Origin of the sequence: Streptomyces zaehneri (assembly GCF_032248645.1) — a bacterium.
GTDB classification, from domain to species: Bacteria; Actinomycetota; Actinomycetes; order Streptomycetales; family Streptomycetaceae; genus Streptomyces; species Streptomyces coriariae.
Genome location: NZ_JASTTJ010000001.1, coordinates 604376 through 621367, shown reverse-complemented (window position 1 = coordinate 621367; position 16992 = coordinate 604376). Strand labels below are relative to the sequence as shown.

Here is a 16992-nt window from a genome sequence, read left to right as displayed (position 1 = left end):
TGTCCGGTCAGTCCGTCGTCGACGAGTCATCGCGCCGCTCGTCGCGGCGGGAACGAGCCTTGCCGGAACCCCGGTTGCGCCTGGAATCACGCGCCGCTCCCACGCCGCCCGACGCGTTTCCGTTGCTCTTGCTCTGGGCTACTCGTCCCTTCGGCGTTCCGACCACGCCGTCGGGGGTACCGGCAGGTCGGCGAGCCGCTTGCCCTGTCCCCGCGCCCGTCGTCGAACCGGGCGTCCCGATCACTCCACGCCGGCCGGGCCTCTCGCCTGCTGCGCGTGAGGTGGACGCGGCTTCACCGCCGACAACCGTGCCGCGCGGCAACTTGGAACCGCTGGCACCGGCGCCACTCCCTGTGACACGTTTCCCGCCGACAACCCCATCGCCCGTACGCCCGGCGCCGGTGCGCCCGGCGACCGGACGCCCGGGGTTCGTGGCACCCATGCCGGATGTGGGACCGCGTAAAATACCACCGGAACGTCCTGCCGCCTGCCCACCAGTTTTCGGCACCCCGCCGACTACGCCTCGTCCCGTGGGGCCATTGCTGCGACCGCTCGTTTTACCTGCTGCGGCGGTGCGTCCCGCCTGACCCATGGGACCGGTTCCCGTACGCCCTGCTGAGGTACCGCCCTGCATACCACCGACGCGCCCCCCAGCCGCAGCTTGAGCCCTGCTTCCCGGAACTGCGCCGAACCCTGTGGTCCGTCCGGCCGACCCTCGGGAGACGGGCGGTACGCCGGTGGAAGTAAAGGAAGGAACCGTTCCCGCGGGGGTTGCGCTGGGACCTGCCGTCGAGGGCGATACAACGGTGGTCGGCTTCACTGAATCCTGCGGCGGTAGAGTGCCGACGCTGTCAATCTCCGTGCCGACGGGCTTTTCCGGACGCGGGCCGGGATTGTCCGGCCCTACGGCGGATGGGAGAGAGGCGTGAGGCCGTGACCGCCCAGCCGTGTCACTCGGCGAGTCATGGGGCACTGCTTCCGAGCCGTTCGTGGCCGCGCCAAGTCCCCCGATACGTTCCCCTGGAGGCTCCGGGATCGCGTAACCCGGCGGTGGCTCAGGCACCCCCACGCTAGGCATCTCCGGAAACACCGGCTCCTCCGCCAGTTCCATCATCCCGCTCGACACCGTGTAGAACGACGCCAGCCGGTACATCTGGTTGATGGCTTCCTGGCGGTTCTTCTCCGCCGTGACCGCTGCCGTGTACTCCTCGTTGCCTTCGACCCGTTGGGGCGTCGGGATGTCCTCGACCTTCTTGGGGACCAGGCGGCTGTCGCGCGGGGGCATCGACTTGCGTACGGAGGCGAGGCCGGAGCTTGCCGCCAGGACCTGGGTGCCCACCTCGTCGGCGTAGCCGGCCAGGGCGAGAGCCGTGGTGGTCAGGTTCATGCCCCAGGTGTAGAAGGCGGTGTGGGCCTCGCCCTCCCAGTCGACGTCGCCCAGGTTGCGGCTGAGTTCGTTGGCGGCGTCGTTGATGGCGTCGCGGGCGTCGACGAGGGCCGTGGCCGCGCTCTCCATGGTCCCCGGGTTCGCCGACTCCACGATGTCGATCATCGCGTTGAGGTCGTAGCCCTCGAAGCTGGTGTTGCCGAAGCCGCCCGGACTGCTGAGGGACCCAGGGCTGATCACCACGGCCTTGTTCACGGCGTCGTCCACGCCGCTGTTCTGCTGGGCGGCGTCCTGGCGTTCCGTGCGGTAGTGGTCCGGCTGCTTCTTCTCGCCGCTCATCAGTACCCCGCGTCGGTGTGGTCGGCGTCGTTGGTCCGCTCGGTCTGCTTGTTCAGCGTCTCTTCACGGTCCCGGTTGACCTCGGTCCGGATCTCGTGGAACCGGTACCGGAGGTCCTCTTCGAGGTTGTCGAAGGTGACGTCCACACCGTGCACGGCGATCTGCATGGCCTCCAACTGGAGCCCCAGCGACTTGGAGAGGGACGTGATGCGTTCGTGGACGCGCTCGTACTGGAGGTGAAGCGTCTTTGCCTCCGGGAAGTTCCCCGCGCCGAAGGTGTGCTCCGCAAGACTGTGGTCCGCCACCTTCGCCGATCCGCCGGCCGACTTCTCGAAGGCCGTGAGCAGGTCGTCCACCCGCTTTTTGAACGTCGAGAGCGCCATATATCCGCGCCGTACGTCGGTGGGGCCCCCGCCCATGTCCGCAGGAATCACGCCAACCACTCTCCCCGTTTTCCCGCCGCCCGTCCCGGACGGAACCGCTCACGCCTTTCAAGTGTTCATGACCGCAACGCAACCACTGTAATGACTCCCTCTGACAGCCCCAACTGCCTTACGCAACAACCGCGTCACCACCGATACGCATGTACGACCCATTCGTCGGGTTGGGAGTGATTTCCGCTGCGCCCGGCGTCGATGGCCGCCGCCCCTATAGCGCCCCCGCGACCCTCCGCGCCCGCCGCCGCGCGTCGCGGATCGCCACCGCCGTGCCGCCGAGGATCGCCACCAGGACCGCCGCCGCGACGACGGCGTAGGTGGCAAGGCGGGTGTTGCGTTCGTCCGGGGTCTCGCCCGTGTGGAACTTTGCGGGGCTCGGGGCCTCGGCGGCGCCCAGGCCGTTCCGGGGGGTCGGGGACTCGATGGGGCGTTCGTCCTCCGTCAGGGCGCGGACCGGGTCGACGACACCCCAGCCGACGAGTCGGTCGTGGCCCGCGATGGTGCGTTCCGCGGTCTGTTCGATCTGGGCGACGATCTCGCGTGCGGTCCAGTCCGGGTGTCTCGCCTTGAGCAGCGCCGCCACGCCCGCCACGTACGGCGCCGAGAAGCTCGTCCCGTTGTCGGAGCAGTGACCGCCCTGGGGGACCGTGGAGACGATGTCGACGCCGGGGGCGGCCACGCCCACGAAGTCGCCGGACTGGGAGAAGGAGGCGCGTTCGTTGTTGCGGTCCGAGGCGGCGACCGCGAGGACACCCTCGTAGGACGCCGGGTAGGTCTCCTTGACGTTGCCGCCCAGGCCGTCGTTGCCCGCCGACGCCACGACGACGACGTTCCGGTCCAGGGCCTCGTCGACGGCCAGCTCCAGGTCGGAGCTCGGCCGGACCGCGTTGGAGGTGTCCTGGGAGATGTTGATGACCCCGGCCCCCGCCTGCACGGCGTAGCGGATCGCGGCGGCCAGGGACTTGGTGTCGCCGTGGCCCTCGGCGTCGTTCTGCTGGATCGGGATGACGGTCGCCTCGGGGGCGAGCCCCACGAAGCCGGTGCCGTCGAGGGGGCGGGCCGCGATGATGCCGGCGATCTTGGTGCCGTGGCCGACGGTGTCCGTGGTGCCGTTCTCGGCGCCCCGCTCGATCGGGTCGCCGTCGTCGTCCTTGAGGTTCTTCGGGAGGAGGTTGCGGCCGGCCTTCGCGTCCACCGCTTCGGTGAGCTGCGGGTTCTTCACGTCCACGCCCGTGTCGATGACGGCCACGCGGACGCCCTTGCCCTTGGAGCGGCTCCACAGTTCGTCCAGGAGGACCCGCTGGAGGGCCCAGGGGCGGCCCGGGTACGCGCCGTTGGGGAACGTGCACTGGTCCGAGTAGGGCAGCTTGTCCGCCGCCGACGCGGGGGGCGCGAGGACCGTGGCCGTGGCCGTGGTGAGGAGGGTCGCGGTCAGCACCAGAGCGGTACGGAGGAACGGAGCGGTGCGCGACACCAAGCCTGGCCGCCGTACCAGGGCCGTCCGCCGTAGCAGGGCCGTCCGCCCCACCAGGGACGTCCGCCGCATCAGGACCGTCCGCCCCACCAGGGCCGTTCGCCGTACTGTCGCCGTCCCAGGTGTCGTCGCCGTCCGCCGCACCGTCGTCCTCCTCCTCACGAGCCCTGCGGCTGGCGGGCCGCCGCCGTCGACAGGCGCGGGCCGGTGGGCAGGAACTCGGACCAGGCGGCCGGGATCGGCGCCGGGTCGACGTCCTTGTAGCCCAGCAGGGTCTGGGCCTGCCGCGCCTCCTGTTGCCGCTGTGCGCGCTGCTCGGCGGTGGTGCCGATGCCCGCGTCGTCCGTCGCGCTGTCGCCGTTGGACTGCAGGACGTAGCGCAGGCCCGTGTCGGTGACGAGGAAGACCGGGCCGTCCTTGGTCGCCTCACCCTGGAACTGGCGGTAGAGCTGGCCGGAGCCCGGCGTCACATACGCGCTGGAGGAACCGGTGGGCAGCTTGGCCGGGAAGTCCGTGCCCGCCCAGGTGCTCAGCGTCGTGGCGCCCGAGCCGGAGTTCACGCCGCGCAGGACGTTGCAGACCGTGCTGCGGCTCCCCGCGGCTCCCGACGCCTCGTTGACCGGCTCGGGGTCACCGCTGGGCCAGCGGTGATCGGTGCCGAACGCCTCGCCCGGCACGATCGCGCCGGGGCTCAGCTCGCGGGCGTGCCCGGCCTGGCCGAGGGGCGCCAGCTCCTTGCTGAACAGCAGCAGTTGGGCGACGAAGGCGGAGACGGGAGCGACACGGCCGCTCAACACCACGTAGTACTGCTCGGTGTTGTTGTCGAACGCCTTGAGCACCATCCCGACCCGGTCCGCCGACGTGTCCAGCTGGCCCGGCGCGCCGGCCTCCTCACCGGGCTGTCCGGGTACGTCCGGGAAGGCGATCGGATCGCCCTGGTGCAGGGTCGCCAGCCACTGCGCCGACACCCGTTGGGGCTCCCGGCCGGAACCGACCACCGCCCGCAGCAGCAACTCGTCGCTCTTGCCCACCGGGTACGCCGTGCCGCCCCCGTCCACGACGTAGCGTCTGCCGTCCGGGTCCGCCACATAGAGCAGTTGGCCGTCGTGCAGACGCCCCGCGCCCTCGGTCGCGTCCTTCTCGCGGGCGGCGAGGACCAGCGCCGCCTTCTGGACGGAGTCCCCGCCCCCCGCGCTCGGCCGCTCGCAGACCACCCACCGCTTCGCCTTGCCCGCCTCGGACGCCGACGGCAGCCGGTCGGGGGCGTACGGGATGCCGACGGTGACGCCGTGCGGGATCTTGCCGCTGTCGAGGACGGACTCCGAGACGGTCACCACCTGGCCCTGCCCCTCGTCGAGGAGCAGTTTCGCGGAGGCCATGTTGAGGACCGGGTGCAACTGGACCTCGTCGCTGGTCCGCAGCACCACGTAACGGGTGGTCGACTTGCTCGCGACGATCACCTTGGCGTTGGGCGTGTCCCAGCCCTTCGGCGCGGTCGGTCTGAACATGCCCCACGCCCCGAAGACGGCCATGACGAGCACCCCGACGACGATTCCGGGCAGGATCGAGCGCAACGGCCGCGGTGCCCCCTCCTCCGAGCCGTCGGGCGACGACTGGAGGAAGGCCGCGAGCATGCGGCGCTTCGCGAAGGTGTAGGCGTTGAGCTGGTCCCGCCGAGATGCCATCTGTGCCCGTCTCTCCCCGATCACCGGCCGATCCGCGTGGTCCGCAGCGCGGTTGACCGGCTCCCCGTCTCCGATGTCAGAGCGGCCACCTACTATGCCCGGTAACCGTGGGGACTTGAGGAGCGGGTAGGGTTCCCGGGCCGTCGAGTGCCCCGTGCGGTGCTGGAACACGGGCGGTTCGTGAGCGGAACGGGGGGACGGAGTGAGGGTTTCGGGAACGGGCGTGCGCTCCGCCGGCCGGTCGCGGACGCGGGGTTCCGCGTCGACCGGTCCGCGGCCGCCCGAGCGGCCCGACCGGTCGTCGGCACCGGGCACACCACATCTCAGGACGCGTGCGGGACAGGGCGGGACATTCCGCTTGCAACGCCTCGTCCTGCTGGAGATCGCGGCCGCCGTGCTGCTCATCGGCTGGGTGAGCGGTCCCGTGGTGCTGGTGGCGGCGGTGGTCGTCGCCGCCCTGTTGGTGGCCCTCGCCTTCGTTCGCCGTCGCGGCCGCTCGCTTCCGCAGTGGCTGGCCACCGCGCGGGAACTGAAGTCCCGTCGCCGAGTGGCAGCGCGGCTGGAGATACCGCCCGGGACCGAACCGGGGTTCGGGCCTGCCGTGGAATGCGATCCCGGGCTGCGGACGTACGCGTACGGCGGCCGTGACCGGCGGCCCGTGGGGATCGTCGGGGACGGCACGTTCGTCACCGCCGTTCTCCAGGTGGAGGCGGACACGACCGCGATGCGGGCCGAGCGCGGCCGGCAGCCACTGCCGCTCGCCCTGGTACGGGACGCCCTCGAGGTGGACGGGATCCGGCTGGAGTCCGCGCAGATCGTGCTGCACACCCAGCCCGCGCCCGCTCTGCACCTGCCCCCGCAGTCCGTGGCCGTGGCCAACTACGCGCCCTTGCAGGAGCAGACCGGGGCACCGGCGGTACGCATCACCTGGATCGCCCTGAAGCTGGATCCGGAGCTGTGCCCGGAGGCCGTGGCCGTCCGCGGCGGTGGTGCGGTCGGGGCGCAGAAGTGCGTCGTACGGGCGGTGGATCACCTCGCGAGCCGGCTGACCGGCGCCGGATTCCGGGCGACCGTCCTCGACGAGGAGGAGCTGACGGCCGCCTTCGCCACGTCCGCCTGCGCCAACCCGCTGGTGACGGCGGAGGCCGGGCGGACCGGGACGGTGGAGCGGCGGACCGAGGAGACCAGCCGGAGCTGGCGCTGCGACAACCGCCGTCACACCACCTACTGGTTGCGCCGGTGGCCCGCGCTGGGCGGCGACGGCCCGTCGCTCCCGCAGTTCGTCGCCCTGGTCACGGCCGTGCCCGCGCTCGCCACCACGTTCAGCGTCACCCTCGCGCGCGGTGACCGGCAGGAGGTGTCCCTGTCCGGGCACGTCCGGGTGACGGGACGCAGCGACGACGAACTCGTGGCGGCCCGGCGGGCGGTGCAGGGCGCGGCCCGGCACACCGGCGCCGGGCTCGCCCGTCTCGACCGGGAGCAGGTGCCCGGCATGCTCGCGACGCTGCCGCTCGGAGGTGCTCGATGACGGCGACGACGACACGCGGAGCCTCCGCTTCCGGCGAGCCGAATCCGTCCGCCGGCCGGTCCGGACGCCGCTCGCTGCGCAGCGGCTTCGGCCTGAGAGGGCCGCGGCACGGACGGCACTCGGTGTCCGAGGACCAACTGGCCACGCTCGCGCTGCCCATCGGGGACGACGGTGTCGTCATCGGCGTCGGCGCCGACGGCCGGCCGGCCGTGCTGGGGATCAACCGGCCCACGCCGTACGACGTCGTCCTGATCGGCGGGCTGTGGACCGCGCAGGTCCTCGCCCTGAGGACGGCCGCCACCGGGGCCCGGGTGGCCGTGGAGACGGGGCGGCCGCAGGCCTGGGTACAGATGGTGCACGCGATGGGCGGCGGGCAGAACGGGCTTGCCGTGTACGAGGTCGGCCGGGTGCCTCCGCAGGGCGCTTCGGCGGGCACGCCGGTGCTGGTGGTGCGGGACTGCGGGATGCGCCCGCCGCGCGGCCGGGTCACCTCCGGGCCCTGGCAGTCCGTGCTGACGCTGCTGCCGTATCTCAGTCCGGTCGCCCCGCGACTGGTCCGGCAGGCCCGGCTCGTCGGCGTACAGCGGATCTCGCCGGACGAGGCCGCGGAACTGGGCCGCGCGCTGTCGCTGCCCCGCGGGGACATGGAGGCACTGCCCACACTCGCCGACGGGTTCACCCTGTGGTGCGCCGACCGCGACCGGCAGTACGTGATGACGCAACCCACGGATGCGGAGATCGGGCTGCTGGGCACACCGAGACGAATGGACTGACGCGGCGGCGCCTCCCCTTACCTTCCTTGGCCTTCCTTGGCCTCCCTTGGCCTCCCTTGGCCTTCCTTGGCCTCCCTTCGCCTTCCTTGACCTCCCTCGGCCTCCCTCGGCCTCCCTTCGCCTTCCGTGACCTTCCTTCATGCCCCTTCACCCGTGCGGCACTTCGGCCGATATAGACGTTTTGCGAGTGGCCTTAAGTGCGTTTGCGGCCTCTTCGGGGGGTGCGTGACGTGGTGGACTGGTGCTGAGAGGTGGGCGGGCCTGCCGAGGTGGGCCGTCTGATGATTAGGCTGGTACGGGGCGCGATGCCGGAAACCATGGGGTGGACGTCGGCGTATCCCGGGGGAAAGCCGCATCGGACGACGTCAGACGGCCTCGAACCACTCAAGGACGACAGAAGCGAACGGTCGCCCCGGCACGGCATGAGGGTGCTCGACCAACCAGGAGGAATTGTGAGCAGCGATCGGGACGGGATCCGCGGGGGCTGGGCCACACCCGGCGATGACCAGCCCGACGCGGAGTCCGCCGTCGAGGCGACGGGCGAGTTCACCATCGACTACGCGCCGCCGGCCTGGTACACGCAGAACACGGGCGGCGGTCCGGGTCCGGAACCCGGCGCGGGCCCCGGGGTGGCACCCGGCGCGGCCCCCGGGCCGGGAGCAGGCGCGGAAGCCGGCGCGGGGGCGACGGGCACGCCTCCAGCACCGTTCGCTCCGCCTGCGCCGAACGCTCCGTTCACGCCACCCGCACCCCCGGCAGCGCCCACGTCTGAAGCTCCGTTCGCTCCGGCCGCACCGGCCGTGCCGGATGGGGGCTTCCCCTTGGCCGCACCGGGAGCGCCGGTCACCCCGGTGGCTCCTCCGGCGCCGCCCGTCCCGCCGGTCCCGGCGGCTCCCGCCGTGCCTCCCGGCGCGGGGTCGGTCGCCGTGCCGGGCCTTCCGGCGGGCAGCGGATTCGAGCCACAGCCACAGCCGCACTCGCAACCACAGCCCCACCAGCAGGAAGCCGTGGCCCAGTGGGGAGCCACGGGGGCTTCGGCGGGTCACGAGGAGAGCGGTTCCGGAAACGGGGACCTGGAGAGCGGTGCGACCATGCGCTTCTCCGCGGCCGCCCTCAAGCGGGAGATCGCGGAGCACGCCGCTGCCGTACAGCCCGAGCCGGAGTCGCCCGCCGAGCCGGTGGCCGAGGCCGCCGAATCCCTCCCGCCCGGCTCCGTACCGTCCGAGACGGCGGATTCGCCGGACGCGGCGGATGCGGCAGACGCGGCGGATGTGGCAGACACGGCGGACGCAACCGCCGACGCGGGCGTATCGGACGGCAACGAGGCTACGGTCGCTGCCGCCGAGGCCGGTGCCGAGACCGGGCCCCCGGCGGAAGTCCCCACCGACGGTACGGCCGACGAAAGCGGCACCGCACCGGACGGGGAAGACGCCCCCGCGGCTCCCGCGAGCGACGATGCGGCGATCCAGGACGCCGAGGACGTGACGGGCCCCGCACCCGACGGCGCCGCCGTCACCGAGGACGCGGCCGCGCAGAACGACTCCATCGTCGAGAAGCCCTCGGACGCCGTCCACACCGACCCCGCCGAGCCGCAGGGCAACGCGCCCCAGGCTCCCCCGGCGCAGCCCGCCTGGACTCCTCCGCCGGCCCCGCAGGGCGAACTGCCTCCGCTGCCGCCGTCGTACCAGCCCGCGGCACCCGCACCGGCGGCCCAGTGGCCGGTCCAGCCGCAGCCCGCCGATGCCGCCGCGCACGCTCCCGCACCCGCGGCGCCTGTCCGACAGCCGCCCGTCCAGCCGCAGGCGGCCCCGCCCCCGCCGGTCGGCTGGAACCCGCCGGCCCCGGAGCCGACCCCGGCCGCACCCCAGCCGGGCTACGGCTTCCCGCAGCCCGCCGCTCCCGCCCCGGCGGCCCAGCAGCCGCCCGCCCCGCAGCCGGGCTACGGCTTCCCGCACCCCGGTGGCGCTCCGGTCTCCGCCCCTGCGCCGGAACCGACCCCTCCGGCACCCCAGCCGCCCGCCGACGCCCACGCACCCGCACCCGCACCCGCCGGCTACGGCTTCCCCCAGCCCGCCGACGCACCTCCCGCCCCCGGCGGCTACGGCTTCCCCCAACAGCACACGGGACCCGCGGCACCCACCCCCACGCCGCAACCCGCCCCTCCGGCACCCCAGCCACCCGCCGACGCCCACGCACCCGCACCCGCACCCGCACCCGCCGGCTACGGCTTCCCCCAGCCCGCCGACGCACCCCCCGCCCCCGCCGGCTACGGCTTCCCCCAGCCCCCGGCACCGCAGCCGCAACAGCCGCAGCCGCAGGCGCAGGCGCAGGCGCACCCAGGCTTCCCGCACCCAGGCTTCCCTCAGCCCGGCATCCCGCAGCAGGCGGACGGGCAGTACCCGGCGGCCGCCTCCCAAGGGTTCCCGCAGGGAGCCCCTCAAGGCACGCCTCAAGGCACGCCTCAGGGCTTCCCCGGGCAGCCTCCCCAGCCGCAGCCCCAGCCGCAGGCACCGCATGCCGCGCAGGCACCGCATGCCCCGCACGCGCCCGCTCCCGACGTGTCCCAGGGTCCGCAGCCGCCCCAGCAGCACCAGCCGCCCGTCGACCCACGAGCCGGGGCCGCCTGGCCGCAGCCGATCCAGCACGACCAGCGGCAGCCGGTCAACCCCGGTGCGGCGCCGCTGGGTTACACGGCCGCCGTGGAGCTGTCCTCCGACCGGCTGCTCAACAACAAGAGGCAGAAGGCGAAGAGCGGGCGGCCCGCCGCCGCTCCCTCCCGCTTCAAGCTCGGTGGCAAGAAGGAGGAGGCCGAGCGGCAGCGCAAGCTGGAGCTGATCCGCACGCCGGTGCTGTCCTGCTACCGGATCGCCGTCATCAGCCTCAAGGGCGGCGTGGGCAAGACCACGACCACCACCGCGCTCGGTTCCACCCTCGCCACCGAGCGCCAGGACAAGATCCTCGCGATCGACGCCAACCCGGACGCCGGCACGCTCGGCCGCCGGGTGCGGCGCGAGACCGGGGCGACGATCCGTGACCTCGTCCAGGCGATCCCGTACCTCAACTCGTACATGGACATCCGGCGGTTCACCTCGCAGGCGCCGTCCGGCCTGGAGATCATCGCCAACGACGTCGACCCGGCCGTGTCCACGACCTTCAACGACGAGGACTACCGGCGCGCGATAGACGTGCTCGGCAACCAGTACCCGATCATCCTCACCGACTCCGGTACCGGTCTGCTGTACAGCGCCATGCGCGGGGTGCTCGACCTCGCCGACCAGCTCATCATCATCTCCACGCCGTCCGTGGACGGTGCGAGCAGCGCCAGCACGACGCTGGACTGGCTGTCCGCGCACGGATACGCCGAGCTCGTCTCGCGTTCCATCACCGTCATCTCCGGGGTGCGCGAGACCGGCAAGATGATCAAGGTCGACGACATCGTGTCGCACTTCGAGACCCGCTGCCGCGGTGTCGTCGTCGTGCCGTTCGACGAGCACCTGGCCGCGGGCGCCGAGGTCGACCTCGACATGATGCGGCCGAAGGTCCGGGAGGCGTACTTCAACCTCACGGCGATGGTCGCGGAGGACTTCATCCGCCACCAGCAGCGCCAGGGCCTGTGGACCAGCGACGGCAACCCGCCGCCGGTGGCCGCCCCGCCGCTGCCGGGCCAGCAGACGCCGGGCCAGCCGGTGCCCGGGCAGCCGTATCCGCAGCAACAGGGACAGCCGTACCCGCAGGCGCCCCAGCCCGGCCCCGGGCAGCCGTACCCTCCGCAGCAGGGGCAGCCGTATCCGCAGCAGCAGCCGGGGCAGCCGTATGCGCAGCCGCAGCCGGGGCAGCCGCAACCCCAGCCGGGGCAGGATCCGTACGCCCAGCCGGTGCAGGATCCGTACGCCCCGCCGCAGCCGCAGCCGCCGCAGCAGCAGAACCCGGGGTATCCCCCGGCCGGCTACGGCTACCCGCAGCACCCCCAAGCTCCCCAGGCCCCTCAGCCCGGACAGGCCGGACAGCCCGGACAGCCTCCGCAGCAGTGAGACAGTGAAACGCCGAAGGGCGGCGGGTGTCCTCGGACACCCGCCGCCCTTCGGCGTTCGTCGGTCTTACCGGGGCGGGGCGGAGCGGAGCGGAGGGAGCGGCTAGCGCGCCGCCACCAGCTCCTTGCAGCGCTTCACGTCCTCGGCCATCTGCTCCAACAGCCCGTCCAGCGACTCGAACTTCGCCTGGCCGCGCACGAAGGCGAGGAAGTCGACGGCGACGTGCAGGCCGTAGAGGTCGAGGCCGACCCGGTCGATGGCGTACGCCTCGACCGTGCGCTCGGTGCCGTCGAACTGCGGGTTGGTGCCGACGGAGATCGCGGCCGGCATCGCCTCGCCGTTCGCGTGCAGCCAGCCCGCGTAGACGCCGTCCGCCGGGATCGCGGTGTGGGGCAGGGTCTCGACGTTGGCGGTCGGGAAGCCGAGCTCCCGGCCCCGCTGCGCCCCGCGCACCACGATCCCCTCGACCCGGTGCGGGCGGCCGAGGATCTCCCCGGCGCCCGCGACATCGCCTTCGGCGACCAGCCGTCGGGTCAGCGTCGAGGAGAACGGCTGCCCGCCGCCCGCCTCACCGCACAGCACCAGGTCGACGACCTCGACGTCGAAGTCGTAGACCTTGCCCTGCCCGGTGAGGAACTCGACGTTGCCCGCCGCCTTGTGGCCGAAGCGGAAGTTGGGGCCCTCGACGACCGCCTTGGCGTGCAGCTTGTCGACCAGGACCTTGACCACGAAGTCCGCCGGGGACAGCTTCGAGAACTCCGTGGTGAAGGGGAGGATCAGCAGCGCGTCCACGCCCAGTTCGGCCATCAGCTCGGCGCGACGGTGGTGCGGGGCGAGCAGCGGCGGGTGGCTGCCGGGCCGGACGACCTCGCTGGGGTGCGGGTCGAAGGTGACGACGACGGCGGGAACGCCCAGTTCACGGGCCCGGTCCACGGCGTGCCGGATGATCAGCTGGTGCCCGCGGTGCACCCCGTCGTAGGACCCGATGGTGACGACGCTGCGTCCCCAGTCCTCGGGGATGTCCTCCAAGCCACGCCAGCGCTGCACTGTGACCGCTCCTCGAACCCGTGTCCGTATCTGCCCTTGCCTCTTACGCAGGACTAAGGGTGCCATGCCGGGTGCTCCCGGCCCGCATCGGCATGGAGGCTGTGACCCGACCCACGTGAGTCGGACCACAGGAATCGGACCACGGGACTCTGGCCCCGGGACTCAGGGCACAGGACTCGGGCCCCGGGACTCGGAGCCCAGCAACCGGACCGCGGGAGTCCGGGCACGGGACTCAGGGCACAGGGGTCGGGCCACCCTGGCGGCGTGGCGCGGCTCGTCACGCGGGCACCCGCGCCCCCGCCAGGTTCTCGATCGTCCGGCGGGCGCTGGGGCCGACCACCGCCGCCCACTCCCCCGGCGCGTCCGTGAGCCAGTCCACCACCCGCGCGGCGAAGCCCGGGACGTGCCGGGCCAGCTCGACCAGACCGCGGTCGAAACGGGTCGCGCCGTCGGGCGTGCGGACCAGAAGCATGCCGGTGCGGTGGACGAGAGCCCGCAGGTCCTCGCCGTCGCGCCCGGCGGCCCCGTGCAGTACGGCGTCCAGGACCTCCGGGGCGCGTTCGTGGGTGAGGAGGTGCTCCAGCAGTTCCTCACGCAGCGGGCGGGACTCCGGGGCGCCGGGGGTGGCCAGCACACCGGCGAGCGCGGCCCGCACCTGTTCGGGCCCGCCGCCGTCCAGCAGTCCCGTGACCAGCGGCAGGAGGACGGGCCGGGCGTCGGGGCCGTGGTCGAGGCGCCGGTCGACGTACGTGGCCACCTGCCCGGCGGCCTCCGGCCGGCGCTCCACCGCCTCCCGGACGAGGGCGGCGACCCGCTGGGCCAGCGCGGGCGTGGTGACGTCGGCGAGGGCGCGCAGGACCCTGCCGGTGTCCGCGCGGTCCCGCCCGTGCAGGCGGGACCTGAAAGCGTCCAGGACCGGCTCGGGATGGGTGCCCAGGGCGGCGAGCAACGCGCTCGGCGGCAGTTGCGGGTCCCCCGCCGTGAACCGCTCCAGCGCCTGCGCCAGGTGCCGGGAGCGGGTCCCGGGGTCGCGGACGAGGAGCGCGAGCGCGCCACCGTGCAGGGCGTGGTCGGCGGGGCGGGCCAGCAGGACGAGGGCCGCGTGGCGCAGCAGTCGGCGGTCGGCCTCCGTCCGGATGTGCGGGGCGACGCGCAGCCCGTACGTCATCGCCGCGCCCCGCCGGGGCTGCCGCTCGTCGTGCGACCAGCGGTCGACGGCCCGGCACAGCGCGGACGGCTCCTCCTGCGCCAGCACGGCGAGCAGTTCGGCGGCGCGGGGGTGCGCGCAGTCGACGAGGGCCTCCGTGAGGTCGTCCGGCGCCCGGTGCCGGTGGGTGTGCAGCAGCGCCTGCGCCGCCGTCGCCACGGTGGCGTGCGGGGTCGCGGGCAGCGGCCGCTCGTCGTCGAACCAGTGGGTGAGGCACGGCTGGACGGTGGTGGGGTCGGCGACGAGGAGCCGGGCGACGGCGTCGAGGTAGCGGGGCGCGTCCGCGTCGTGCGGGGCGCCGTCGGCGAGGACCAGACGGCGCAGCAGGTCGAGCCGGGCGTCGGCGGGCAGGGCGAGCCCGGTCCAGAACGCGGGGCCGAAGTCCACGAACCGGCCGTGCGTCTGGGCCCCCGCGCCGATCAGGTCCGCCAGGAGACTCAGGACGCCCGTGTACGGCGTCGCGTCCGGGACGCCCAGCAGGGTCTCGGTGAGCAGCCGGGCGGCCCACCACGAGTCCGGGTCGGCGTCCAGGGCGTGGACCAACTCCCGCAGCCGTAGGGCGAGTCCGTGCGGGCCCTGTTGGCGGGCGAGGACCAGCAGGGCCTGGACCACGGGACCGACCCGGTGGTGCGGGACGGGCAGCGGATCTCCCCCGTCGGGCGCGCGACGGCGGTGGACCAGGGCGCGCAGTGCCTCGTCCAGGTCGAGGTGGATGCCCTGGATCCAGTCGGCGAGCTCCTCCTGGGCGAAGCGGTAGCCGCGGCCCGCGGGCACGAGGATGCCTTCGGCGAGCACGGCGGAAGCCCAGCCGGCACCGCCGCCGAGGCGGGCCGGCGCCTGGCCCCAGGGGAACACCGCCTCGAACGACGCCCGGTCCAGTTCGCCCTGGCCGGGCCCGAGACTGCGGCGGGCGGCCTCGTGCACCTGGCCGGCGACCTTCGCCGCGAGACGGCGTACGGCGGTGCCGCGCAGCCCGTTCACGGCGGCGAGGCGGACCGCGACCCGCAGGCACATCAGGTCGAGGTACGCGGACAGGACGTCGTCGCGGTCGACGGGCGCCGGGGCCTGCGGGCCGGGGAGCGCGGCACGGACCTCGGAGAGGAGACGGAGGGTGAGGGGGTGCCGGTCGTCGGGGGCGGCGAGCGCGCCCTCGGGCAGGGCGTAGCGGACGCGGGCCTCGCGCGCCTCGTCGGCGGTCAGATCGCCCAGGCGGACGCAGGGCGGGAGCGGGTCCCCGGTCGCCGTGGCCCCGTACAGCAGCTCCGGCGGGAACTCCGCCCCGGCCCGTTCCCAGTACTCCCCCCGACACGCCACCACCAGCCGCGTGCCCGTCTCACGCAGCCATTCGGCCGTGCCCTCGGTCCACTCGGCGAGCCGGTGCGCGAGGACCGGGGGCATCTCCTCGGGCCCGTCGAGAAGCAGCAGCAGGGGGCGTCCGACGGCTCGGGCGAGGCGGGCGAGCCGCTCGGGGCTCACATCACCGAGGCCGCAGGGGCCGGACGCCCCGGACAACCCGGCCGCCCCGGACGGACCGAATGCCCCGGACGGAACGGCCGGAACGGCCCCCGGTCCCCGCCCCAGAACTGCTGCCGAGCCCGAGGCCGAGGCCGAACCCGAATCCGAGGCCGCCACGATGCGTGCCGCGCGGCTCAGTGCGCGGCGGGCGGCGTCGGCGAGGGAGTCGTCCCCGGCCCTCAGGTCGGCGCCGCGCAGCCACAGGGTGGGGGCCGGCCGCGCACCCCGGTCGCGGCGCGCGGCGAGGGCGGCGAGTTCCGTCGTACGGCCGCTGCCCGGTGCGCCGACGAGGCCGAGGACGGCCGCCCGGCTCATCGCGAAGGCGTCCAACTCCCTTGCCGGAAAGACGCGTTCGATCGGTTCCGCGACTGCTGCGAGGGAGCCCGACGCGGCCCGCCCGAAGTGGCCGGACAGCGCTCCGGGCGGGCCGTCCGAGCCGACCGACGTGGCGGTGAGTTCGAGGAGGCCGGCCAGGTTGAGGTCGGCGCCGTAGGCGGGCACGGTGGCCGCGTTACGCGCGAGCAGCTCGGCCAGCGGCCCGTCGGCCGTAACCCGCGCCCCGACCCCGCCCCCGGCCGCCCACGCCCCGACCCCCGTCCCCGCGTCACCGCCGCCCTCACCACGACCGCCACCCGCACCCGCACCCGCACCCGCCAGAGCCTCACCCGCTCCCACGAGCGGCGCTCTCATCGCGTCGCCGTCGCTCACGTGGTCGCTCGGCGGCAGCCCGACGGAGTTGTCGTCGGTCGTCCGCATGTCGTCGGTCGGCGGGAGGTCGTCGGTCGCCGGAATGGCCTCGGCCGTGGGCACCCGGGGGCGCAGCGGCACCGCGAAGCCGACGTCGCGGTGGCCGGACCGGAGCGCGGTGCCGAGAACGGCGACGACCGCGCCGGTCTCCGCGTCGAGGACCGGTCCGCCGGCCGCGCCACCGCCGAGCCGCAGCGCGTCCCGGCCCGCCGTGCCGATCGCCAGCTCCAGAGCGTCGTCGAGGAGGTGGGAGCGGTCCGTCGCCGTGTACGTCGCGGACGTCTCGGCCAGCACCCGCGCCTCGCGCCAGCAGCCGGCGGCCAGCCGGACGTACCGGCCGGTCTCGACGCCGTCCCGCACGGTCACCGGCAGCGGGACCCCGCCGAGGCCCTCGGTGCGGACGAGAGCCAGGTCGAGTTCCGGCAGGGGGGTGACCGCGTCGTCGGTCACGACGCAGCTGCGGTCGCCGGCGGCGTACAGGACGAGCCGGGACAGGCCGTCGACGGCCTCGTGACTGGTGACGACCGTGCCCTGGTGGTCGGCGACGAACCCGGTGCCGCGCGGCCGGCCGGCGAGGTCACGGATCCGGACGAGCGAGCCGTCGGCGTCGGCGGCGGCGGCGATGTGCGGGGCGAAGTCCGCGCCCCGGGGATCCGGGGCGAAGCCCGCGTCCAGGGGATCCGATGCGTGCGCAAGAGCCATGGGATCCGGGGGACCCGGAGGGCCCGGGGGATCCGCCGGGCGGTTCCGGGTCGTGCCCCGCAGGGAGTCGTGCCGCGGTGTCCGCGGGCCTCGTCCCGCCATCGTCGTACCTCCCGCCGC

The 16992-nt window shown here is 74.0% G+C and carries 9 protein-coding genes; 3 read left to right on the top strand and 6 right to left on the bottom strand.

The window, feature by feature from the left end; genetic code table 11:
• Positions 1–7 precede the first annotated feature (7 nt).
• The 4 genes from QQM72_RS02720 to eccB form a co-directional block, all read right to left on the bottom strand.
• A complete protein-coding gene (locus tag QQM72_RS02720; protein ID WP_314219131.1) occupies positions 8–1726 on the bottom strand; it encodes a hypothetical protein in 1719 nt (572 codons plus the stop codon).
• A complete protein-coding gene (locus tag QQM72_RS02715; protein ID WP_314219130.1) occupies positions 1726–2109 on the bottom strand; it encodes a hypothetical protein in 384 nt (127 codons plus the stop codon). The genes QQM72_RS02720 and QQM72_RS02715 overlap by 1 nt, the downstream gene beginning before the upstream one ends.
• 265 nt (positions 2110–2374) lie before the next feature.
• Positions 2375–3709, bottom strand: a complete 1335-nt coding sequence (mycP, locus tag QQM72_RS02710; RefSeq protein WP_399075692.1) for a type VII secretion-associated serine protease mycosin — start codon at positions 3707–3709, stop codon at positions 2375–2377.
• Positions 3710–3795: 86 nt separating this feature from the next.
• A complete protein-coding gene (gene eccB, locus QQM72_RS02705; protein WP_314219129.1) occupies positions 3796–5322 on the bottom strand; it encodes a type VII secretion protein EccB in 1527 nt (508 codons plus the stop codon).
• Between the two features lie 223 nt (positions 5323–5545).
• Between eccB and eccE the strand changes: the two genes are divergently transcribed.
• The 3 genes from eccE (at position 5546) to QQM72_RS02690 (ending at position 11654) form a co-directional block, all read left to right on the top strand.
• Complete coding sequence (gene eccE / locus QQM72_RS02700; RefSeq protein WP_399075688.1) at positions 5546–6850, top strand: type VII secretion protein EccE; 1305 nt, start codon at positions 5546–5548, stop codon at positions 6848–6850.
• Positions 6847–7623, top strand: a complete 777-nt coding sequence (locus QQM72_RS02695; RefSeq protein ID WP_314219127.1) for a hypothetical protein — start codon at positions 6847–6849, stop codon at positions 7621–7623. Before eccE ends, QQM72_RS02695 begins: the two co-directional genes overlap by 4 nt.
• Positions 7624–8045: 422 nt before the next feature.
• Positions 8046–11654: an SCO5717 family growth-regulating ATPase gene (locus QQM72_RS02690; RefSeq protein ID WP_449657426.1), complete on the top strand. Its 3609-nt coding sequence runs from the start codon at positions 8046–8048 to the stop codon at positions 11652–11654.
• A gap of 102 nt (positions 11655–11756) precedes the next feature.
• On the opposite strand, the gene QQM72_RS02685 is transcribed toward QQM72_RS02690, so the two are convergent.
• On the bottom strand, positions 11757–12701 hold the full coding sequence (locus tag QQM72_RS02685; RefSeq protein WP_314219125.1) for a bifunctional riboflavin kinase/FAD synthetase: 945 nt from the start codon (positions 12699–12701) through the stop codon (positions 11757–11759).
• 277 nt (positions 12702–12978) lie between these two features.
• Positions 12979–16872, bottom strand: coding sequence for a trypsin-like peptidase domain-containing protein (locus QQM72_RS02680; RefSeq protein WP_399075684.1), 3894 nt, complete (start codon positions 16870–16872; stop codon positions 12979–12981).
• Positions 16873–16992 lie beyond the last annotated feature (120 nt).

What these genes read in the sequence shown, in the direction of transcription:
- mycP (WP_399075692.1), bottom strand. Translation starts at nt 3,709, where the DNA reads ATGCGGCGGACGTCCCTGGTGGGGCGGACGGCCCTGCTACGGCGGACG.
- QQM72_RS02715 (WP_314219130.1), bottom strand. Translation starts at nt 2,109, where the DNA reads ATGGCGCTCTCGACGTTCAAAAAGCGGGTGGACGACCTGCTCACGGCC.
- QQM72_RS02720 (WP_314219131.1), bottom strand. Translation starts at nt 1,726, where the DNA reads ATGAGCGGCGAGAAGAAGCAGCCGGACCACTACCGCACGGAACGCCAG.
- eccB (WP_314219129.1), bottom strand. Translation starts at nt 5,322, where the DNA reads ATGGCATCTCGGCGGGACCAGCTCAACGCCTACACCTTCGCGAAGCGC.
- QQM72_RS02695 (WP_314219127.1), top strand. Translation starts at nt 6,847, where the DNA reads ATGACGGCGACGACGACACGCGGAGCCTCCGCTTCCGGCGAGCCGAAT.
- QQM72_RS02690 (WP_449657426.1), top strand. Translation starts at nt 8,046, where the DNA reads ATGAGGGTGCTCGACCAACCAGGAGGAATTGTGAGCAGCGATCGGGAC.
- QQM72_RS02680 (WP_399075684.1), bottom strand. Translation starts at nt 16,872, where the DNA reads ATGGCTCTTGCGCACGCATCGGATCCCCTGGACGCGGGCTTCGCCCCG.